Consider the following 16,852-nt stretch of genomic DNA (forward strand, 5'->3'; position numbering starts at 1 on the left):
GCGTGATGTCAGATATCCTGCATCAGTTTTTTGATCCTTCCCATAGCCAAATGTCACACAGTGAAACGAATGCCATGGGCGGGAAAAATTATTTTAATGAACAGAACCAAATGACGGGACATACCCAATCCAATTTATTTGGCGGAGAAAATTTTTACAATTCCCACAACCAATCAATGGGCCACTCCGAAGCGAATGTAATGGGGGGCAGGGATTGTTTTGACGGAAATAACCATAAATTGGGGCATACCGAGCCTAATGTGTTTGGCGGGCATACCCATTTTGATGCGAACAATCAAATGACGAGTCAGAGCCAGCCCAACGTGCTTGGCGGTCACACTTATTTTAATGCGAATAACCAAATCATCGGCCAAAGCGGGCATAACCTGTTGGGAGGCGAAACATTCACCTCCCACACACCGCAAAATTTACACAGTATTCACGCGGATTGGCAAAACCAGGTCCTGCAGTCAGGGCATGCCGACCCGCTTCAACAGATCCATCAGATGACCTTTCCACCACTACTTTAAAATTTTAGAACCGGGTGACTAATACTACATGCAAACGCAAATAAGTAAGCTTTCAATCAAAAATCCCAAAATCCGCAACCTAATGAAACCATTGGAAGAGGAAGAACTTCTCGTGGAGGTCGAGGTTAAAATAACGGGTCCATCCATTTGGCCTGATGAGGAAGAATTTAATGGAACGTTTATTCTGACAGACAAGCGCATAGGTTTTTTCGACCAAGAGGTGGAGGGCTATTTTTATAATAGTATTTTATATGTAAAGCAATGTTTTCTATATTATGAGCAAAACCAACTTTACTTTTCCTTTAACGATTTCGAAAAGCGCGAAGAGGATAAGTTCTGGATTCAGCTGCATGACCAGGACACCTTGGACGATGTTTATGACTACATCCATGGTATCCGTTATGAACACCCGATTCCCGTGTTGGTGGAGGAATTGCAGGAAGCTTACTCCTTAATTTCGAAAAATTCCTTGGATGAGGCGTTACGGCTTCTTTATGGGTGGAAAGAAGTCGACCCGATGAACGGAATTATTGATTTAATGATTACCAGGACGCTCAATCTATTGGGCAAATCGAGCCAGGCGGTCGTTCATGTGGCAAGAAGGATTTCCTATTTGCTTTATTTTGATCCCGAAAGCATTTTATTCGAACACATTTGGTACAACTGGCATGAAGGGGCACTCCGTTACTTACCCGAATGGAACGGGGGCACGGGGGACCCAAACTCGGTAAGGAATTTGCTTCTCCGGGCCATTTATGCCAAGGCCCGGCAGGATTACGGGGAGATGGTGGAAGCTCTGTGCATGGCGTTCCGGAAATTGGCTGAGCAGGATGAAACCATCTATATCAGGGGAGTAAAGGTGCTGGGGAACCTGATTGAAATTTCGGAGCCATACAATGCGCCATCCCTTTCAAAATTGGTGGATTCCGTTTTGGCCTACGTAGGGGAATTGGAGATGGAGGAGGAGGAAATAAGACCATTTATCAACGTCATCACCAATTTAGCCTCATCCATCACGGAACCGGAAAATTATAATTACCTCTCGACATTTGAACTGGTCCTACAAATTGCCGGGGATGCGCCGGAGTTTAAATCCGATTATCTGGCATATACGGAAGCTTTTCAGGAATTAAGCGAACTGGAGTACCTGCCCAATGTTCAAGCGGATGAAGTGGAGGATTGGACAACCAGCGGCATCCTCGGAGCGGATGAACTCTGGGGAGATTTGGATCCCGGAAAGGATGCTGAAATCAACATCCGCATTTTGTTTGCAAAATTACGGACCGATAGGCAATCTCCTGCACTGATCCTGCAAAAAGTGAATCGTCTGGCCACTTCTTTGGCCATTGGCCGGTTAAGGGAAAAGGATCCAGCTCCAAGCTCGGCTAATCTATATTATTATGCCATGCAGCTGGAGTGTCTCATCAAACTAAACCGAATCCCTGAAGCCCTCCACCTCCTAATGGAATGGAGAAAAGATCTGATCTTCAGAATCGGCCATACAGATCCCTTTGTCCGGCATATCGATGACATGCTTCTGTTCTGGGAAGGCGCCGCCCTTTCATCGAAAAGCGCGATTCTTGAAAGCCTATCCCGTATTCCGAAAGACCACCCGTTCATGTGGCTGCACGAGCTCGGGGAACAGTTTTTAAAGAACGACTTGGAAAAAGTCGAAATAGACGGGCCGGAAGCTGTGATGGGAAGACTGCAAGAGATTGTTCTGCGGATGGAAAAAATGATAGAAGGGAAGCAGAAACGGGCGGAAGTAAGCGGCGAACTCAACCGGTATAAAGAGTACCTTCAAAAGGAATTGCGCACCCTTGTGGATATCAAAAGGGAGGAAAAGGACCTTCAGATGTTTCGGAGGGGCCAAATGCCAACCACCCCATCTTTGAAAATCGCTCTGGTGGGAGAAACCAGTGCGGGAAAAACGACGCTCATGAATTCCCTTTTTTCCACGAATATTTTCTTTGCCACTCAAGAAGAAGCAACGGGAGTGCCAACGGAAATTTCCAGGGGTGAGGAACTAAGAATGGAGGTCTGGGATCAGTCCGGTCATATGCGGGAGCAGTTAGTCGTGGATCCTGCATGGTTGGCTCCAGGCACCTGTGCGATATTGAAGGAACATCTTCCTGAAGTTCAATCGTTTATGTTCGCCCACACCCAGGTAGGGTCTCCTATGCTGCAGTGGGTCGACAAAGTAAAGGTTTATTTCCCGCTTGCGTCCTTGCCGGAACAAATCACGCTCATCGATTCACCGGGCTTCAATGGAAATGAGGCAAGATCGGCCGTTGCCAACAGGGTCGTCGAGAACAGCCATATTTCCTTGTTTATCATGGACGCGCGCAACGCTTTAAAAGGAAAAGAAATAGGAATTCTTGAAATGGTGCGTGAGGAAGCCGGCAAGATTTTTGTGATCTTGAATAAGATGGATTTGGTCTTTGGCGATGACGACCTTGACTGTGATGGGGAAGGCGCCGCGGAAGAAACGATCGAGAGGGTCCGCCGCGATTTGGCCAACCACTTGGATGTGGAACAAGTCATCCTTTACCCGGTATGTTCCCTTCCGAAATCAGAAGTATCCCAGGAGGCTTGGCGATACATCGATAACTTGCACAGCCTGATTCAAAAGGTTTTTGAAGAGGCGGAGGCCCAGCAACTCGATCTATTAGTGGATAAGCTGGCGAAGGAGTCGATCCTGCTCTCCAATAAAGTCACGGCACAAATCGAGCAGGAAATTGTTCAATTTGAAGACCAGTTGACGAAGGTGCAGCAAGTGGCACCGGTCAGTTACGAGCTGTTTGAAGAGGAGATCCGCGATACGCTAAATGACAGTTTTTATTCGCATCGGGATGTTTATATTGAGCGTTTATCCGACAGCATTAATGGCAATTTACTGTCAAGCGTTGATGGCTTTGAAAATTGGCTTTTAACCGTATCCTCCAACAGTGTTTTAAAGAATAATGCTAAATCCAAGGCGGAAAGCTTATCCCAATCGGCCGTTACCCAGATTGAAAAAGTCCGGAGCCAAGAGCTGAGCAGGATGGTCCAGCGATTGCAAGAGGACATTATCCGTGTCTTTGAAGAGCTCTATGCTAACCTGCCGTTCAAAAGCATGGCGAATCCGCGCCAATTGTTAAATTCTCTTCCAAGCTTACAGCTGGCCATGAAGAGCAACCTGGGTGATGGGTTTAATTCCATTAATTATGGCGGTGGACTGAATGGGGGTTCCGCGATCGGTGCGGTGATTGGTGCTGCTTTTCTCGGTCCGCTCGGTGCCGTTTTAGGAGGGTTTTTAGGAAATCTCCTAGGAGGCAAGTCGTTGGGGCAAGTGAAACAGGAACTGTACGAGGCGTATATCAACGCGGTGGAGGAGTTACGGACGAATATCATTGATCTTTGTGACAAGGATTTAAATATGCAAAACATGACCTCCTTCGTGAACAGTTTAAACCAAATCATCGAAGGTCAGCTCCAAACCTATCAAAAAACGATTGAAGCAGAGATCCAACACAACAAACATAACATAGTTGCAGTAGAAAACGAAATCGTGGAAATGAAGCTGTTTACAGCCGAAATCAACATAACAATGGAACAATTCAAGGAATGGCGGTACCAGCGGAGGAAATATATTATTTAGGCTGACCATGGAAACTAAGGGGACAGCTTTTGTGGCTTAAAACCGCCAAAGTGAAATAGATGATTTAAAATTGGGGCCGGCTTCTCTACGAATCCGGTCTTTCTTTATTTAGGGTTACAGTGCCAGGGTTAATGCCTAAAAAAGTATATTAAAATATCTGTATATTTTATTAAAAAAACAATGGATAAAATTAGAATTTTTTATAAGCATAAATTTATTTAGAAACCTAGTACAAAAGTTATGCAAAAATGGATGCATTCGATAAAAAATGACAATGTTCCTATTATTTTTCACCTACCTATGTAAAATATGGAATATTTCTTGGTATAATATAGTAGTAATTTTATAAAAATATATATTGGGGGCCATGTAGGTGAAAAAGGTTTTATTTTTCTTGGTTTCGTTACTTTTAGTGGCAGGATTGACTGCCTGTGGCAGCGACTCGAAAACCACATCAGCAAAATCCAGCGATGATAAGGCATCTGAAGAAACGACTTCAGAAACCACATCATCAAAAGAACAGGCAACAGAAGAGACAGCGGCCGAAGACGCGGAAGATGATACTCCTTCGGCTGATGAAATTTACGCATATGGATTGTCTCAAGACCTACCAGCAATCACGGAGGATAATTTGGAACTGGATCAAGTGTCATATGATTTCATTGTCAAAAATCATACCCTGTTCCCGGCCAAAACTCCAGAGGCTGTTCAGAAGGCCAAACAGATGACAGACAGTTCCGTTAACTACAAACTGCTAAACAAAAATGCTGCTCCATACTTCGAAAAAGTAGTATCGTTCGAAGGGACGGTTATTTCTGTAGAAGAGCAAAATCTGGATAATAACGAAGTGGTTTCCCTCACACATCTAATGGACGACGAAGGAAATTCCTATCAAGTAATTATGTATAACAGCACTGGAGATCTCTTGGAAGAGGACCAGGCCCGTTTTTGGGGTCTGCCTTTAGGGGCTTCCTCTTTTGAAAACGTCTCAGGCGGAACGACCAATGTTCAAGTATTCTTTGGTTCGGCAATAGAAAAAGTTCAATAGGCAAAAAATAAGTCGATAGTGACCAGGGGGCCGGTTCTTGTGGCGAATTAGCCATAAGTACCATCTCCCTGGTTTTTTACGTTTGTTAGGAAACTAACATATAATCGCGGGTTTTAGTGGGTGAATTCCTGCGTTATGCCGAAAAATACGTACATTTTATAAAAATACATATAATAATGTTCATATATTTAATTGAAAGTATTTTTACAATTTGATATATTACTTTAGTAATAGTAAAAACATAAATATAAAAGGGGCGGAATTAAAGTTGAAAAAGGGAAGACGTTTGTTTGTTGCTATGGTTGTGGCCTTTCTTTTTGCCGCAACAGCAGCCGGGATTTTTCCTGGCAGTGTAAAGGCAGAAGCCAGTGGAAACACAGCTTCATTGCGGATATTGGAAACCACGGACCTTCATTCCAATATTATGCCGTATGACTATTACCAAGATAAGGACAACCAATTATATGGACTGGCCAAAACGGCAACACTCATCAAAGAAGCGAGAAGCACAGCGGCCAACTCGATGCTATTTGATGCGGGGGATACGATTCAAGGGACCCCGCTGGCGACTTACGCTGCAAAAAACTTGCCTGCAGGCGAAGTCCATCCGATGTTCAAGGCGATGAATAGTCTTGATTACGATGCTGCGATTGTGGGAAATCATGAGTTTAATTACGGATTACCTTTCTTAAACCGTGTTTTACAGGGCGCTGAATTCGATGTGGTGAATGCCAACGTTTACGATGCAGTCACTGGAAAAAATTATTTCACCCCTTATAAAATCTTAGATAAAAAAATCATCGATGATAACGGTCAAGAATCCACCGTCAAAGTCGGGGTAATCGGATTTGTGCCACCGCAAATCTTGAACTGGGATAAGTTCTACCTGGATGGAAAAGTGACGGTTAAAGGGATTAAGGAGACCGCGGAAAAATTCATTCCTCAAATGAAAGCAGAAGGGGCGGACATTATTGTTGCGATTGCTCACTCTGGCTGTGATATTCAGGAAGAGGACACTGCGGATGCTGAAAACGCCGTCTATCAATTGACCAAAGTACCGGGCGTTGATGTGATGCTGTTTGGCCACGCCCATCAAGTATTCCCGGGTAAAGATTTTGCCAACTTGGCAGGTATTGATAATGCAACCGGTCAAATTAATGGTGTGCCTGCTGTTGAAGCAGGAAAATGGGGCAGCCATTTAGGTGTGATTGATTTAGATTTGGTTCAAGATGCAAATGGCAAATGGACCGTTAACAAGCAAACTGCGGTTTCAAAAGTAACACCTGTTACGGCTGACACAGCATTGGACCAAGTGATTGTGGATGGGGTTAAAGACTTCCATGAGGCCACCATTCGCTATGTGAATGAAAAAATCGGACAAACCACCAATCCAATGTTCAGCTTTTTTGCCAGAGTCGTAGATGATGCCAGCTTACAATTTATCAATGAAGTTCAAAGTGATTACGCAAAAAAATGGATTTCAACCAATAAACCTGAGTTGAGTGGGCTTCCTGTTCTGTCTGCAGCCGCTCCTTTTAAAAATAATACCAATGTGCCTGTAGGAGATCTTTCCATTAAGAGCGCCACTGATTTGTACAACTTTGACAATACGATCAAAGCGGTGAAAATGACCGGGGCACAGGTCAGGGAATGGCTGGAATTTTCGGCTTCCAACTTTAAGCAGATTGACCCTGCAAAAACAGAAACTCAAGAATTAATTGATAACTCTTTTGCCGGCTATTTATATGATGTCATTGACGGCGTAAAATACCAGGTCGATGTTACTCAGCCTAGACGATATAACTTCAGCAAAGGTGAGCTGGAAAATGCCGCGTCCCACAGAATTATTAATTTTACCATGATGGACGGCACGCCGATTAAGGATAACCAAGAGTTTATTGTAGTCACCAATAACTATCGTGCCGGCGGCGGCGGGAAGTTTCCGGGCTTAGTGGACGGAACGGCTCCGCTTGTGCTGGATTCAACGGATGAAATCCGTGACATCATGATGGATTATATTCGTGATAAAGGTGTCATCAGTCCGGTTGCTGACCAAAACTGGTCAATTGCACCAATCAATGCAAATGTGACGCTTACGTTTACCAGTCCTGCCGATGGGAAGCAATATCTGGACCGGGTTCCTAACATTAAGGCAGAAGGGGAAGCTGCTGGGGGCACTCAAATCTATCAATTGGTCTTCGCCAATGAGCCAAGTAATGCTCCGGTTCAGGGGGGAACCCAAACTTCTTCTGGAAGCGGGAATGGAACAGCGGCTACTAGCGGTAATTCGACAAATGCCGGAACACCGTCTGCTAATGTAACAGCATCTCATGCTGCAACATCCACAGATAAACAATCGGCATCCGATCACCAAGGAAATTCGCTTCCGAAGACAGCGACATCTATGTATAATGATCTCCTGCTCGGATTGTTAGTTGTCATTGCCGGAGCAGTACTATATTTCAAAAAACGCCAACTTCATTAGTTGAAGGAGAAGAGCCTAACGGTGGTTAGGCTCTTTTTGTTTTGGGGCGATGGGAATGGATCTATTCTCCTAATTGATGCCAAAATCATTGAGAAGTCTAAGCGCCGTTCTTTCGTCCCTTTATGCTTGAATCAGGGACAGAGTATATTAGGAAAAAGGATCTGAATTTACACCTGAAATACAATGTTATTTTAAAAAAATAATGGTATAACTATTAATAGATAAATAATTTAGGAGAATTTACCCGGAGGCGTGCAGTGGTATATTTTAATTACAACGATTTTGAAAGAGCAGCCGATATCTCATTACTTGGAAATAACATTAAAGCACTAGTCATCGGTGATATTATCCTAGATAAATATACCTATGGCCAGATTGATCGTACATCGACCGGGGTAGCCGTCCCTACGATTGACATCCAAAGACGGGAATACTGTCTCGGAGGAGCCGCCAATGTAGCGGCCAATTTGAAAAGTTTCGTGGAAGAAGTTTCCCTTATTGGACCAATCGGAGTCGATGGGGATTCAGATAAGCTCAAGTTATTATTAAGCCAATACAAGATTGGCACGGAGCATCTTCTTCCATCTAACAGGGCCACCCTTTTAAAAGAAAGAATCTATGTGGCCGACCAGCAATTGTATAGGCTCGACCAATGCAAGAAACACGATATCAGTATAACCGAGTTTGACCCATTGAGGAATCTCAACTGGGAGCACTACAACCTGATTGTCATCGCTGATTACGATTATGGTGCTTGCAGTGAAGCTGTTTGCCAGTACGTGATTGAACACGCCAATGGACTAGGTATTCCCGTTATTGTCTCGTCACGAAACGATACCTGGAAAAAGTTCAGGGGGGCCGATTATTATGTTGTCAACAGAGCTGAATTTCTCAAGCTGGCTGGGTCAATACCTATTCCTTGTTCAGGAAATCTCCGAGAGATGGGTCAACAGGCTGTTGAAGAGCTGTCAGCCAAAGGGCTGTTGATCACCATGGGAGCGGAAGGGTTATTATACATAGAAAACGATCAATTGGTTGAAGACAAGATGTCAGGGGTTTATCCAGTGAATGTGACAGGAGCCGGAGATACTGTTTTGGCTGTGTTTGCTTCTAATTGTCTGAATCATAAGAATATAGATGCCTTTGCCAATGTCATGAATATTGCCGGGAGAACCGCCGTATTGCATGAAGAAACGCTGGTGTTGACCAGGGAGCGCCTACTTTCCGAGAGTTATTTGTATCATCGAAGCCGGCATTTCCTTAATAAAATCATTCATCGGCAATATGGTACAGCACTCGTTGAGAGCTGGAAAAGGCAAGGTCTTACGATTGTGTTTACCAATGGCTGCTTTGACCTGCTGCACCCAGGGCATATTCATTTGCTCAGGGAAGCAAAAAAACAAGGGGATAGGCTTGTGGTAGGCTTGAATTCTGATGCGTCAATTAGACGTATCAAAGGGGACAACCGGCCGATTCACAGCCAAAGGGAAAGAAGCGAAATCTTGGCCTGTCTCGAGATGATCGATTGTCTCATTATTTTTGATGAGGACACAGCCGTAGGCTTAATCGATGAAATTCGTCCCGATGTTTACGTGAAAGGGGATGAGTATAAGCACCTGCCTCTTCCGGAAGCTCCTTTCGCCAAACGGGCCGTTTTTGTGAAAAAATTGGAAAACCTATCGACAACAAATACCATACAGAGGATTATCGAAAAAAATGGAGACAACATGGAATGAAGCAACAATTGACGTTTTTATGCCCGGACGTTTGTGTATTTTGGGAGAACACAGTGACTGGGCCTCCTCCTATCAGACGGAAAATCCAAAAATCAGTGACGGTGCGGCTCTTGTATTAGGGCTTAATAAAGGAATCTATCTGAAGGCCAGAAAAAGTAACCGCCTGATTTACCATTGTACTCTAGAGAAGCTGCCAATTTTTATTGAATGCAGTATGGATCTCAATCCATTGCAGGAGGAGATGAATAAAACAGATTTGGGCCGGTATGTGGTGTCCACGGTGAGGATACTCAAGGAACTTTATGATATTGATGGACTAGAGATGGAGTGTTATAAAATTGATTTGCCGATCAAGAAGGGCCTGTCTTCCAGTGCCGCCATCTGTATGGCGGTCATTCGTGCTGCCAACCAATTGTATCAGCTGCACTTGCCGGTGGAAAAGGAAATGCAATTAGCCTGGCAAGCCGAACGGGATATTGGGTCACAATGCGGTAAAATGGACCAAGTTTGTGCATGTGGAAATAAACTAGTAAACATGAAGTTTGTTAGAAATGAAGTTTTTATCGAAGAGATTGATACAGATATCGATTTGAACATATTGATTGTTGATTTGCAGGGGAAAAAGGATACAAGGAAGATTTTAGCGGATTTAAACAGCCACTATCCTTATCCGGCCGATCAACAGGATGAACATTTGCATGATGCTCTAGGCAAAATCAACCTGCAAATGGTTCAACAGGCCGCAGCCGCATTAAAAGAAGGGAACATTGAAGAGATTGGTCGTTTGATGGGTCAGGCCCAGCAGATTTTCGACCGCTATGTGGCCATCCTTTCTCCTGTCGAGTTAGAGGCGAAACGGTTGCATGAACTCTTGGCAGACCCTTTCCTCCAGCCGTTTGTCCATGGCGGAAAAGGGGTCGGCTCACAGGGAGATGGCAGCGCCCAATTTTTATTAAAGAGTGAAGCAGACACTGCCATGGTGGAATCGTACATCCAGAGAAAATATGGCTATGAAACCTTCCTGGTTTCCACCCGGCCTTCAGAGACAAAACAACTGGCTGCTGCAGGTTTTATCAGGTGATATGGATGGAATTCCAACGGCTTTAGGGGAACTCATTACTAAGAAGGGGACCGAAATATGAATGACATTAAAGCAATTTATACCATGGCAAAGGCTGTTCTCGAGGATAAACCGTTTAGGCTGGATGATGATTACCCGCCGATTTTTTCGATTGAGGGGCTGCCGGGTGCCGGGAAAACTACGCAGATTATCAAAGCAACCCAGGAACTGGGAGAACAGTTTGGGAAACCGTATTTCATTGAGCTGCCAACAGATTCTGTCATTGGGATGATGCTGCGGTCCGTATATGGCGACCAAGAGCGCTGGGAAAAAATCCGTGTGGAAGCCCCATGGATGAATCCCTTGTTTATTTCGATTGATTTCCAGTTGGCCCTGCAAAAAGCGAAGCAGGAAAACGCGGATTTTATCTTGATGTCACGAGGGATCTTGTCGACTTTTTACTATAACATTGGGGCGTATATGGAAACATGCGGGGATTTCGAAGGGGCGTGGGACGAAATTTCGAGAGTGCTTCAGGGATTTGTCCGGCCGACAGCCATCATTTTTCTGGAAGTTCCCGCCGATGAAGCGCATCATCGGGTCGTGAAACGGAATCGGGGTCCACTGCGGGAAATGGATCGAATGGAAAGTATGGTAAGTGACAGGGTGTTGCTCGAGAAGTATATCGAGCGGTTTAACCATGAAATACCGGTTCATTACATTAATGCTCACTCCGATCGGGATACGGTAACGAACAGAATCAAGGAAATTATCTCCCACTATATGGAGGGTTAAAGGATGACGATTATGGGGGAAACAGCAAAGTTTTTACTGGATTTGGATGTGTCGACGAAGGCACTGGAGCTCTTGACTGGTAAATGCACATCCGCCAAGCAAGTAGAAGAGGATCTGGACAAGCTGAAGGCCATCTATCAGGATATGCCTTATGATGTCACGCAGCTGCCAAACGAATTTCATACCTATTTATGGACGCTGCTGGGGGAAATCAGTATTCCCAACTCCTTGGGTGAGGCTGTTCCGGCGCGCTGGCCGATGCTGGTCTTTCCGTTTGCCCTTCATGAGGAATTCCAGCTCCATGACTATCTGGCACAGTATGGCTTTGTGGTGGAAAAACGTGAGAAGTTACTCTTTAATGAGGTCCTCCATGCCTGTTTGTATGGCGGCCAAGCCTGGTTTGAATCCTTACGGTCCGCGTTAAATGAAAAAACCCATTCCTGGGGGGAGCCGGCCGTTCTGCTTTGGGTAGCGAAAGGACCGAACAGCACATGCAGTTTGGCGGCGATTGCCAGAAGGGCACAGCTGCAGCTTCGTCCTTCCATGACTTCCTATCAGGTGAAAAGGGAGGACTTATTGTATCCGGGTGTCATTAAGGCATTCCATACACCGAATCTCGGCAATATTGCGATTCACAGCCTTCTGTTGAATTTGGAGGAATGGAAATGTTAGATCACCGGTTTTATGATAAACATCAATATCCTTTGCAGCGCTTTAGCTATCCATCCATTCCGGAACGTATGTTAACGGTACTCTATAAGTTGACCGACCAATTTGAGTATGTGGTCCGGGGCGGCCTTTGCTACATATTGAATACTGGTGATGTCGAGTATCCATTGAAAGATATTGACTTGGCAATGGATGCCGGGGACACCGAAGCCATCTATTCCGAAATATGGCAGGATGCGGATTTTATTTATCTCAATCAAAATAGCTTTGGCCAAGACGTATTAACTTTGTTTTTCAAAGCGGGGGAGGAGCTATTTTTAAAAATTGATATTTTACTAGTGAACAAGCTGCCGCATCATCATTCAGCTGTTTTTGCTCCACTCGACCGGACGGTTCAGATTATGGATCCTTCTGAATTATGGTATGACCGTATTCGCAAGATAGCCGAAAAGGATTTAAGAGGGCACTCGCCTGATAAGACGCTTAACCATTATCATGTGGTAACAAAATTATCTGAATACTCTTTAAAAAATAAGAACGTCAATGCTGCTGTGCTGAAGGAGATCGGCCTGGGCCAAGTGAAACAAAAGCTAAATGATTCGTATGAGGTGCTGACGGATTTGCTTCATCCGGAGCAGTTGCATGCTTTTAAAAACATCACTCAAGGAGTCCTTCAACAGCTGGGGCCGACGTAAATTGTTTGAACGGATAACATAATGCAGGCAGCCCATTTTATCTACTTTTTCTCAGAAGGGAGAGTAAGTGTGAAGATTTTAATTTGCCAGTTGCGTAATCACGGGGATATCATCCGGACATTTCCCCTGATAGAGGCGCTTAAAGCGGCACATCCCGGGTGTTTTATCGGGTTTACGTGCTTGCCGGAGATGGAGGCAACTTGCCAATTATGCCCCGATATTGATGAGGTGATTGTACAGCCCAGGCTGATGCCGATTGATGACCATGTCGACAACACAAGAATTTGCAATTGTGAACCATTGGCTGAAACGGTTTACCAGGTCAGAAACAAACATTATGATGTGTACCTTGATTTGCACGGGGTGTTTCAAAGCAGCGTGTTTGGGAGCCTTTGTGAAATTCCGGTACGGGTGGGCCGTTCCAAGCCTACGGCAAAAGATGGGGCGCATCTTTTTTACAATACGATTGCCGACATCCACGAGCGGGAAATCAACCGCATGGAACGGCATTTTGTCATTGCTGAAACGTACTTTGGCAGGCTGGACCCGGTATTGGGCAAGCCTTTTAAAGATTATCGGAAAAATCAGGTGGCTGTCATCCCCGGAAGCAGTGAAAAAGGGATTTTAAAGCGTTGGGATTCAGGGCATTACCTTGAATTGATCAAGCGAATCGCTGTATCTGACCAGGTTAGAGTGCTGCTCGGTCCTGAAGAGACCGATTTATTGGCCACATTCAGTCCATTAGAATCGGACACGATCAAAATCGAAGTCGTGACCGGCTGGGAACAATATCTGGATATTTTTAAACATTGCCGCTATGTGGTTGGCAATGATTCGGCCGCTCTGCATATCGCCGCTTGGAAACAGGTTCCGGCCTTTACCATTTGCGGCCCGACTTCCGCTGCGGTTAACTCGGTATGGAAGTATGGAGCTGGCAAAGGGATTACCTCAGGCGTTCCATGCGGCTGTGACGATGTGTGGAGCGGACTATGCGAGAATGGCCACCAGTGCCTTAACGGGCTAACGGCCGAAACGGTCATGAAAGAAATCACTGACGTGTTGAATGAGATGGAAGGATAATCATATGGCAACTACTACGGATGAACGAAAAAAGTTATTCAGTGTTTACCGGAACCAACCGAATCTGGTTTATTTCGACTATGCCGCAACAACCTTTATGCCGGATTCGGTTGTCGATGCTTGGGTCAAGTATCAAACAGAGATTGGATTATCAGCCAACCGGAATCGCAGTTGGCTGGGGGTGACAGCACTTGATTATTTAGAACAGAGTAGAACGAGAGTGGGCGAATTTTTCCAAGCAGGTCCCGACTATGAGCTTATTTTCACAAAAAATGCAACCGAGTCGCTGAATATCGCAGCCAAAGGATTTTCCTCCCAGCTGGCCGAGGGCGATATCATCCTGTTGTCGTCACTTGAGCATCATAGCAACCTCCTGCCGTGGCAAAAAGTGGCTGAGGAAACCGGAGCGATTATTGTTCAGCTGCCGCTCAAGGAGGATGGGGGTCTGGAATATGAGCTGCTCGGTTCATTATCAGGGAAAAATGTCAAGGTGGTCAGTATGTCGCTTATTTCCAATGTGACCGGCCATCAACTGGATTATCAACGGATTAAAGCATTTGCTGACCAGGAGAAGGCACCGTTAATTTTAGATATCTCCCAAGCTGCAGCCCACCAACAGATATCTTTGAGTGAATATCAAGCAGATGCCTATGCGCTGTCCGCCCATAAAATGTATGGACCGAAAAGCATTGGAGGACTCTTCTTAAAAAAGAAATGGGTACCGCAGCTGGAGCCGTTTATGTATGGAGGCGGAATGGTGTGGAGTGCAGGCGGCCATAAAAAGGAATGGGCGGACGGCCATCAAAAATTTGAAGCTGGGACGTTTGATGTGGGACTGGCTTATGCATGGAGTAAAGCCTGTGATTTTATCGAGGAAATCGGGTCAGCTTCCATTGAGGCACGAAATGCTTCCATTTATCGCAGCCTGACCACCGCGTTGGAGGACCTGGATACACTGGAATTGGTCCCGAATGGGGCGGAGCATTCCCATGCCCTGGTATCGTTCGATTTTCACAAACTCCATTCGCATGACCTGGAGGCGGAGTTGAGCAGGCGGAACATCCTCATCCGAACCGGTCATATGTGTTCACAGAATACACTAAGGGAACTGAACAAGGTGAGTTTAAACCGGTTGTCCTGGGGAATCGGGGTTACCGACGAGGATGTCGACTACTTCATTCATATCCTTCGTGAACTCGGATCCGCATTTTAGTAGAAAGAGATGGATAAAAGATGGTAGTGAAGCAACAGTTTGCTTTTAAAAAAAATACCAGACCAGTGATGATTGCGCCCGACGTCATTGTCGAGTCGGAAGGACTGGCTTGCGGCGACAAAGTGAAGCTGTCCCTGTCAGTTGCCGGCCAGCAATGCTTGTTTGTATTTGCCTCTGACGGCTGCAGTGTCTGCACCGCCATGGGACAATTTTTAACGGATCAGTTATATGGCAAAGACCCGGCTGCGATTGCGGATGTTACATCCAAGCTTTTAGACGGAGAGTATGGTGATGCTGACTGGATTAGGAAGGTGCCGGCAGAAAGGTATTTGTGCATCCGCACCCCGATCAAACTGCTCCATGAGGCGGTCATTTCTTATAGTCCCCAGTGTGACATCGTTCCTTCTGCGGGGCTATTGGCCTGTGACGCCTGTGTCAGCTCGTTTGCGATGAACTGGAGTGTCGAGGAAGAGGAAAAGCAAGGCCAAAGTCATGACAAAAAAACATCCTTACGGCAGCTCCTTTCCGAGGTCCGTTCATTGGATGATATGCTCGAGATGAAGTTGCAGCGGCTTGGTAAATCCGTGTTAACCGAGAGGGAGGCAGAGGAATTAGCCGATGTGATGAATAGCATGGACAAGGCGTTGTTCCAAAAGGTGAAGAAGCTGCGGCTGCCGATGCTATACCATAATAATGTAATGCAGACCAGGGGCGGAACAATCCGTAACCCGGCTGTGCAGTTGGCCAAACGGCAGATCGCCGCCCAAATCGTTACCGGTGCCCAGATTCGAAAAATTAATCAAACGATTCATCAAAACAAGTGGGCGATATCCACGGTAAAAGGGGCCAGGACAGCAGAGTTCTATGACGAGGGACATTACCGGACCTTCCTGGATTATGATTATGTCGCCAGTGATTTTTCCGATGGGGCCGAGTTCATTCACTACTTGATCAATGTGGAAGGGTTTAAATTTGTTGCCGGCGGTTCGGTGCCGTTTTCTTTTAAAATTGTCGATGATGCGAACGGAAGCGAAACACTGACCGGTCATTTGCATGTGGAGAAAATCATCCAGGATGCGTTTCAAGTGGTCGTCGATATCAATTTGGGCGGGTTTCCATTAGGAAGGACCGGAATTGTCAAATTAAATGAGCAAAACATTGTCAGTGTTGAAGAACAATTTGTGATAACGCTTTGTCATATTTTTAAACATGAGAAAGTTTACATGAAGGATATCAATGATATCTATTACATATTAAAATCAGGGCAACTTGATTTTCAGATATTAGCAGGTTTGATCGAAGTCAATGAACTGCAGCTCTATTTTTACGTGTTAATGGACTTTATCAACCGGCACTTTGACCTGCCGGACGTTGAGCTCCAACACTATCAATCTTTTAGGAACCGGTTGATTCACAAGCTGCATGGCAAAACATGGCCGTATTCCCGGAAACAACACTTTTGGTTTAAGTTTCACGATACGGCAATCCGATCGATGAAAGTTAGTGGCATAATAAAGGGATGGCAGGAAACGATGAACATGAGTTTGGGGAAGGAAAATAAAGGAATTCCTGCTCGAGTTTATTCCACCATTCATCCTTACAAGAATATCCGTACCTATCTGTATCCAGCAGTACTCTTTAAACAGATGGTCAATTTGCAGTCCATTGCCCAATTTGAAGGTGTGGAAGAAGTGGTTAAAGATTGCCTTTATAAATATGGAACCAACCTGTTGATTACCCGATTTGGGGTGTTCATTTCTCAGGCCGACCGCAATCAGTCCAACGACCGTTTAAAAGTGACAGAACAGGTTTCGAATGTATTGGCCATCCTGGATTTAGATGCGGATGGCTTAAACCAGGAATATATCATGCAGGCAAGACCAGATCTTTGGCTTTATTAA

The 16,852-nt window shown here is 45.2% G+C and carries 12 protein-coding genes; all 12 read left to right on the forward strand.

Going from position 1 to position 16,852, the window contains the following annotated elements:
* The first annotated feature begins 5 nt into the window (after positions 1-5).
* The 12 genes from ACY8D0_RS11440 to ACY8D0_RS11495 all read left to right on the forward strand — a co-directional run bounded on the left by ACY8D0_RS11440 (position 6) and on the right by ACY8D0_RS11495 (position 16,852).
* A complete protein-coding gene (locus ACY8D0_RS11440) occupies positions 6-530 on the forward strand; it encodes a hypothetical protein (RefSeq protein WP_462410630.1) in 525 nt (174 codons plus the stop codon).
* Positions 531-558: 28 nt separating this feature from the next.
* A complete protein-coding gene (locus tag ACY8D0_RS11445; RefSeq protein WP_462410631.1) occupies positions 559-4,170 on the forward strand; it encodes a dynamin family protein in 3,612 nt (1,203 codons plus the stop codon).
* 373 nt (positions 4,171-4,543) lie between these two features.
* Positions 4,544-5,218 (forward strand): hypothetical protein, encoded by a 675-nt coding sequence (locus ACY8D0_RS11450; protein WP_462410632.1) that lies wholly within the window; start codon positions 4,544-4,546, stop codon positions 5,216-5,218.
* 268 nt (positions 5,219-5,486) lie between these two features.
* A complete protein-coding gene (locus ACY8D0_RS11455) occupies positions 5,487-7,703 on the forward strand; it encodes a bifunctional 2',3'-cyclic-nucleotide 2'-phosphodiesterase/3'-nucleotidase (RefSeq protein WP_462410633.1) in 2,217 nt (738 codons plus the stop codon).
* Between the two features lie 257 nt (positions 7,704-7,960).
* Positions 7,961-9,439 carry a PfkB family carbohydrate kinase gene (locus ACY8D0_RS11460; protein WP_462410634.1) on the forward strand — a complete coding sequence of 493 codons (1,479 nt, stop codon included), beginning with the start codon at positions 7,961-7,963 and terminating at the stop codon, positions 9,437-9,439.
* Positions 9,420-10,520 (forward strand): mevalonate kinase family protein, encoded by a 1,101-nt coding sequence (locus tag ACY8D0_RS11465; protein ID WP_462410635.1) that lies wholly within the window; start codon positions 9,420-9,422, stop codon positions 10,518-10,520. Before ACY8D0_RS11460 ends, ACY8D0_RS11465 begins: the two co-directional genes overlap by 20 nt.
* A 57-nt stretch (positions 10,521-10,577) precedes the next feature.
* Complete coding sequence (locus ACY8D0_RS11470) at positions 10,578-11,294, forward strand: dTMP kinase (RefSeq protein WP_462410636.1); 717 nt, start codon at positions 10,578-10,580, stop codon at positions 11,292-11,294.
* Positions 11,295-11,297: 3 nt separating this feature from the next.
* Positions 11,298-11,966 carry a hypothetical protein gene (locus ACY8D0_RS11475; protein ID WP_462410637.1) on the forward strand — a complete coding sequence of 223 codons (669 nt, stop codon included), beginning with the start codon at positions 11,298-11,300 and terminating at the stop codon, positions 11,964-11,966.
* A complete protein-coding gene (locus tag ACY8D0_RS11480) occupies positions 11,960-12,658 on the forward strand; it encodes a hypothetical protein (RefSeq protein ID WP_462410638.1) in 699 nt (232 codons plus the stop codon). Before ACY8D0_RS11475 ends, ACY8D0_RS11480 begins: the two co-directional genes overlap by 7 nt.
* Positions 12,659-12,727: 69 nt before the next feature.
* Positions 12,728-13,738: a glycosyltransferase family 9 protein gene (locus tag ACY8D0_RS11485; protein WP_462410639.1), complete on the forward strand. Its 1,011-nt coding sequence runs from the start codon at positions 12,728-12,730 to the stop codon at positions 13,736-13,738.
* Between the two features lie 4 nt (positions 13,739-13,742).
* Positions 13,743-14,951, forward strand: coding sequence for an aminotransferase class V-fold PLP-dependent enzyme (locus tag ACY8D0_RS11490; RefSeq protein ID WP_462410640.1), 1,209 nt, complete (start codon positions 13,743-13,745; stop codon positions 14,949-14,951).
* A 20-nt stretch (positions 14,952-14,971) separates the two neighbouring features.
* Positions 14,972-16,852 carry an iron-sulfur cluster assembly scaffold protein gene (locus ACY8D0_RS11495; protein ID WP_462410641.1) on the forward strand — a complete coding sequence of 627 codons (1,881 nt, stop codon included), beginning with the start codon at positions 14,972-14,974 and terminating at the stop codon, positions 16,850-16,852.

The organism is Neobacillus camarae, from assembly GCF_054950115.1.

What these genes read in the sequence shown, in the direction of transcription:
- ACY8D0_RS11470 (WP_462410636.1), top strand. Translation starts at nt 10,578, where the DNA reads ATGAATGACATTAAAGCAATTTATACCATGGCAAAGGCTGTTCTCGAG.
- ACY8D0_RS11445 (WP_462410631.1), top strand. Translation starts at nt 559, where the DNA reads ATGCAAACGCAAATAAGTAAGCTTTCAATCAAAAATCCCAAAATCCGC.
- ACY8D0_RS11465 (WP_462410635.1), top strand. Translation starts at nt 9,420, where the DNA reads ATGGAGACAACATGGAATGAAGCAACAATTGACGTTTTTATGCCCGGA.
- ACY8D0_RS11475 (WP_462410637.1), top strand. Translation starts at nt 11,298, where the DNA reads ATGACGATTATGGGGGAAACAGCAAAGTTTTTACTGGATTTGGATGTG.
- ACY8D0_RS11490 (WP_462410640.1), top strand. Translation starts at nt 13,743, where the DNA reads ATGGCAACTACTACGGATGAACGAAAAAAGTTATTCAGTGTTTACCGG.
- ACY8D0_RS11440 (WP_462410630.1), top strand. Translation starts at nt 6, where the DNA reads ATGTCAGATATCCTGCATCAGTTTTTTGATCCTTCCCATAGCCAAATG.
- ACY8D0_RS11480 (WP_462410638.1), top strand. Translation starts at nt 11,960, where the DNA reads ATGTTAGATCACCGGTTTTATGATAAACATCAATATCCTTTGCAGCGC.
- ACY8D0_RS11495 (WP_462410641.1), top strand. Translation starts at nt 14,972, where the DNA reads ATGGTAGTGAAGCAACAGTTTGCTTTTAAAAAAAATACCAGACCAGTG.